The sequence below is a fragment of the Arthrobacter sp. CAL618 genome (assembly GCF_000468215.1).
Lineage (GTDB): Bacteria > Actinomycetota > Actinomycetes > Actinomycetales > Micrococcaceae > Arthrobacter_D.
Genome location: NZ_ASZW01000249.1, coordinates 4,786 through 9,587, shown reverse-complemented (window position 1 = coordinate 9,587; position 4,802 = coordinate 4,786). Strand labels below are relative to the sequence as shown.

Here is a 4,802-nt window from a genome sequence, read left to right as displayed (position 1 = left end):
CTGACCGGAGCGCCGCAGGTCCAGACGCAGCCGCGCGATCCGGCGGACGCCGTCGTCGACCGCGTAGGAACGAGCGGTGAGCACCCCGTTGGAGAAGCCGCGCTGCACCACACCGGAGCGACGGAGCCGCCGGACAATGATCCAGGTGGCGAGGGCCATGCCGAGGCCAATCACCAGCAGCGTCGCCCCACCGATCAGGAGCAGCTGCACGAGCGTTTCACCGAAGTCACCGGCGTCGGAGAACTGTTGAGGCATACCCCCAGTCTGCACCGTAACGGCAAGGGTTTCCAGCGGGGCGCCAGATGTACGCTCAGGGCAGGACCAGCCCTGGGAAGCGCCAGACCTGAACGCTGGGGCCCCTGCCCGAGAGCACTAGCATCTGATCTGCCAGCACTCCGGTTGCGTCCGGCCACCCCAGGGCAACCTGTTCGGCGTCGGACCACAACCCCGGCAGGAGACCCAGCGGAATCGTGACAGAGTCGTAGTCCGCCCTCGCCGCTACGATCACGAAGCATTCATGCTCATGCTCCCGGGCGAGCACAACCACGTCCCGCGCAACAGCTAGCCAGCGCACCGTGCCCTCCAGGAGCGCCGGAGACCCCGCCCGCAGCGAGGCTAGCGCTGCAATGAGGGCGCGCAGATCATCGGGCCGGTCGGCGGATCCTTGCCACGGCATTGGCGTACGGGAATCCTCGCCGTTGCTGCCGCGCAGCCCAAATTCATCGCCGGCGAAAAGAGTGGGCAGGCCAGGTAGCAGGAACACCAGGGCCATACCGACGGCGGGGCCGCCCTTGATCATCACTGTCCCTGCCCGTGCCGTGTCATGGGTGTTCAACGCGCTCATATTCTGGGTTCGTGCACGCCAGGAGAAGCCTGCAGAAAGGGCGAGGTGCGTCGCCACAAAACCATGACCGTCGATGCGCGGAATTCCGGTGATAGGGGTTCCGAAGAAGTTGGCTACCGCGTCTTCACGTGCAAGCCACTGCCACAGTGGCCTGGTGAAATTGGAGTAGGTCATGGCTCCGTCCCACGCCTGGCTGGTCAGATTCTCGGTGGCATCCCCGGTGGATTCAGCGAGGAGCAGCAGTCCCGGTCGCACATCGTCCATGGTGGCCCGGATCAGCGCGGCGATCTGATGGTTCATGTCCACGTCTGAGTTGCGTCCCATCATGTTGGCAACGTCGATCCGCCACCCGTCCAGATTGAACGGCGGCAATAGCCATTTCGCCACCACCGAGTCCGTTCCCTCAATGAAGCGCCTGCGCAGCTCCTGGGAGGCCCAGTTCAGTTTGGGTAGACTCGGCACGCCGAACCAGCAGGCGTAGCCGGCGGATTCCTCGTCGAAGTAGTAGAAGCCGGCCTCGGCGCTTGTCGGATCGGCGCGTGCCTTCTGGAACCATTCGTGTGCGTCACCGGTGTGGTTGGCCGTCAGGTCACCGATCACTGCGATGTTGCGGGCGTGGGCTGCTTCCACCAACCGGATCAGGGCGTCATCCCCGCCCAGGATGGGATCGACGACGTCGAAGGTTGTTGCGTCATAGCGGTGGTTGGAGCGCGCAGGAAAGAAGGGAGTCAGATACAGGATCGTGACACCAAGATCGACGAGGTGGTCGAGCTTTTCGGTAATCCCGTCAAGGTCCCCCCCGTAGACCTGCCGCGGGGTGAGCTCCCCTCGGGGCTCAACCGGGTCTTCCCAGGCACACGCTACGGCCCAGCCGGGGAGGTCCGCTGGTTGCTGCGTCTCTGACCTGGCGAAACGATCAGGGAAGACCTGGTAGACCACCCCGCCCCGGGCCCACTCAGCAGGGGCTGGCCGGCAATGGATGACGAAATCGTCCCGGTCTGGGGTGTCCCAGGGGGATGCGCCGGTGGCGGTCAACCAGGACCAGCTGGGGCCTTGGGCCTCAGCCCCCTCGAGCAGGAAGCGGTACCTCAGTGTCGGATTGACCACTGTGACGTCTGCCTCCCACCAGGACCATCCGTCGACGCTCAGGAGGCTCCGGGCCTGGTCATAATGTGGTTCACCGTCCCTCAACGACCGAAGGAATACCCTGCGCGGTGTCCCCCAGTGCGCGGGAACCCGCAGCCGCAGGGCAAGGACATCGCCTACTACCGGTGACTGATTCCTGACGTATTGTGGCGAACCGTCGTGGTGGGGCGAGCTCAGGGTTGCATCTTGCACGGCTCAGCCCTTGACTGAACCGGCCACGAGACCGTTGGTGATGTACTTCTGCAGGAACAGGAACAGTGCCATCACCGGAACAGCGGCGAGGACGGCGCCCGCGGCGAAGACCCCCCAGTTCTCGGATCGCTGCTGCGCTACATAGGAGTAGAGGCCCACGGCGAGGGTCTGGGAGTCCGGGTCGGTCAGGACGACGCTGGCAATAACGAATTCGCTGCTCAACCCGATGAAGGCAAGCAGACCAACCACCGCGAGGATGGGCGTCACCAGCGGGAGGATGATGGTGAAAAAGACCTGGACGTGGCTTGCTCCGTCGATCCTGGCTGCCTCATCGAGCGACTTGGGCACGGTGTTGAAGAACCCGTACATGAGGTAGGTGTTAACCCCCAGGGCCCCGCCGAGGTAGACCATGATGAGTCCGAGTTGGCTGCCGAGGCCCAGCCACGGCACGATATCCGTGATGGCATTGAGCATCAGGAAAATGGCGACCACAGCAAGCAGCTGGGGGAACATTTGCAGGATCAACAGGGTAAGCAGGCTGATCCTGCGCCCGGTGAACCGCATGCGGCTGAACGCGTAGGCAGCAAGCGCCCCCAGGAAAACTGTCGCAGCGGACGTGACCACACCGATGACCATCGTGTTGATGAACCACCGGCCAAACGGCCGGCTCGGGTTGGTGAACAGCGCTTCGAAGTTGCCGCCGTCAATCTGGCTGAACAGGGCGTTGGAACCGACCATCGTTCCGTTCGAGTTAAGGGCCGCTGAAAGGACATAGATCAGAGGGAACACGGCAAAGAGGGTGGTCACCACACCCACCACATGCCGCCACCCTTTATGCCTGAACCATTGGCTGAAGGTGCGCTGGCGACGCTCGGGGATCTTGCCCGTGGATTGCGGGTGGGGTTCGGCGACGGCGGTCGCCCGGGGCTCGGTGAATGCAGTCATCAGTTGATGTCCTCCAGTGCCTTGGTCTGCCGGAAGCTGATGGCCGAGACCACGGCGACGATGATGAAGATGATGATGGATAGGGCGCTGGCCAGGCCATAGTCACGGCCCACCCCGGTGCCGAAGGCGATTTCGTAGACCATCGTGATGAGGATGTCCGTGTGCCCGATGTTTGCCGTCGTGTTGCCGAAGCGGGGCCCGCCGTCGGTCAGCATGTAGATGACGTTGAAGTTGTTGAAATTAAAAGCGAAGCTCGCGATCAGCAGCGGCGCCACCGAGACGAGCAGCAGCGGCAGTTTGATGGCGGTGAAGGTCCTCCAGGCCGTGGCGCCGTCCATGCGGGCCGCCTCGTTGACCTCCTCGGGCAAGGATTGCAGGGCGCCCGTGCACACCAGGAACATGTAGGGGAACCCGAGCCACAGGTTGACGACGAGCACACTGACCTTCGCCAGCAACGGATCGGTCAGCCACGGAATGTCCGCTCCCCCAAAGAAGGTGTTATTGACGAAACCAAATTCCGGATTGAGCAGTCCGGACCAGACGAGACCGGCGAGGAAAGCCGGAAAGGCATACGGAAGGATCATCAGGATGCGATAGACCCGCTTGCCGCGGAGGTCGGGAAGATTGAACGCGTTGGCGAGGAATAGCCCCAGTGCGAAGGTGGAGAGAACTGAGACGATCGCGAAGGTGAAGGTCCAGAGAACCACCTGCAGCAGCGGTCCCCGGATGTTCTGGTCGGAGAAGGCCTTGGCGAAGTTGTCGAACCCGACGTTCACTTTCCACCCAGTACTGAGCTGCTCACCGTCGACCGAGGTGAACGAGCCCTCGCCCGAATCGGTGTAGGTGGCTCCGGTTTCGAGGTTGGTGAACGTGCTGGTCGCCTCATCAAAACTGAGCGAGGGACGGTAGACGTAGGCGCTCGATCCATCGCTTGTCTTTAGGCTGCCGTCCTCGGGGTCGTCTGAGAAAGGGACGGTGACGGCCAGGATGTCGGCCTGGTTCGTGAGGATCTCAGCGAAGCCCAGTGTCCGGTACCCCTCCAGTTCCACTGCCCTGCCCGTCGAATCCGTGACGGCCTCGCTCGCGTCTTCGAGCGGCGAACCAGTGGTGCCAACGGACACGTCGCCGTCGGGATCGGTGGCGAGGAGGTGGAGTTCGCCGTCGCGCTCCAGGATGGAGACGCGGTAGGCAGGCGAATCCGGCACCCGTTGCTGCGCCGACAACTGGATGGCGCTCACGGCGTCGGCTTTGGTGCTGTTGTGCCCGTCGCCGTAGTTGGTGAACGCGACGTACCCGCTGTAGAGCATCACAAACACCTGGAAGAGGACCAGGAAGAAGATGCCCGGTGCGAGGTACTTTGCCGGCAGTCCACCCTTCCTGAGATAGATCCAGTTGATGAGCAGTGTCACCGACGCGGCGACGATCAGGATTAGCCACTTCTCCTGAAAGAAGAGGGTAATCATGACGTACACGGCAAAAGCATCCACCAGGCCAAGTAGCGTGATTTTGACCAGCAGCCCAAAGGTGGAATCTGCGGTCGAGCCGGGCTTCTTCCGGGGCCGCGTTGTGGACCGGTCGGGAGGGGCAAGGGTAGACATCGAAAAGGCTTTCGTTGGTAGGCCGAGGGCGGCCGCTGCGGTGAGGTTATCCGCCGCGGACCGGGGAAGGGCACCGG

The 4,802-nt window shown here is 63.0% G+C and carries 4 protein-coding genes; all 4 read right to left on the bottom strand.

Annotated features, from left to right (window positions below; genetic code table 11):
• Positions 1-255: hypothetical protein (locus tag K728_RS0115045; protein ID WP_024477190.1), on the bottom strand; the 255-nt coding region annotated here is incomplete at its 3' end.
• A gap of 55 nt (positions 256-310) precedes the next feature.
• Complete coding sequence (locus tag K728_RS0115040; RefSeq protein ID WP_237742163.1) at positions 311-2,182, bottom strand: glycoside hydrolase family 13 protein; 1,872 nt, start codon at positions 2,180-2,182, stop codon at positions 311-313.
• A gap of 3 nt (positions 2,183-2,185) precedes the next feature.
• Positions 2,186-3,127, bottom strand: a complete 942-nt coding sequence (locus K728_RS0115035) for a sugar ABC transporter permease (RefSeq protein WP_019482210.1) — start codon at positions 3,125-3,127, stop codon at positions 2,186-2,188.
• On the bottom strand, positions 3,127-4,725 hold the full coding sequence (locus tag K728_RS0115030; protein ID WP_019482211.1) for an ABC transporter permease subunit: 1,599 nt from the start codon (positions 4,723-4,725) through the stop codon (positions 3,127-3,129). The genes K728_RS0115035 and K728_RS0115030 overlap by 1 nt, the downstream gene beginning before the upstream one ends.
• Between the last annotated feature and the right edge of the window lie 77 nt (positions 4,726-4,802).

Bases quoted from the DNA above. Each gene is read 5' to 3' on its own strand.
- K728_RS0115035 (WP_019482210.1), bottom strand. From the start codon at position 3,127: ATGACTGCATTCACCGAGCCCCGGGCGACCGCCGTCGCCGAACCCCAC.
- K728_RS0115030 (WP_019482211.1), bottom strand. From the start codon at position 4,725: ATGTCTACCCTTGCCCCTCCCGACCGGTCCACAACGCGGCCCCGGAAG.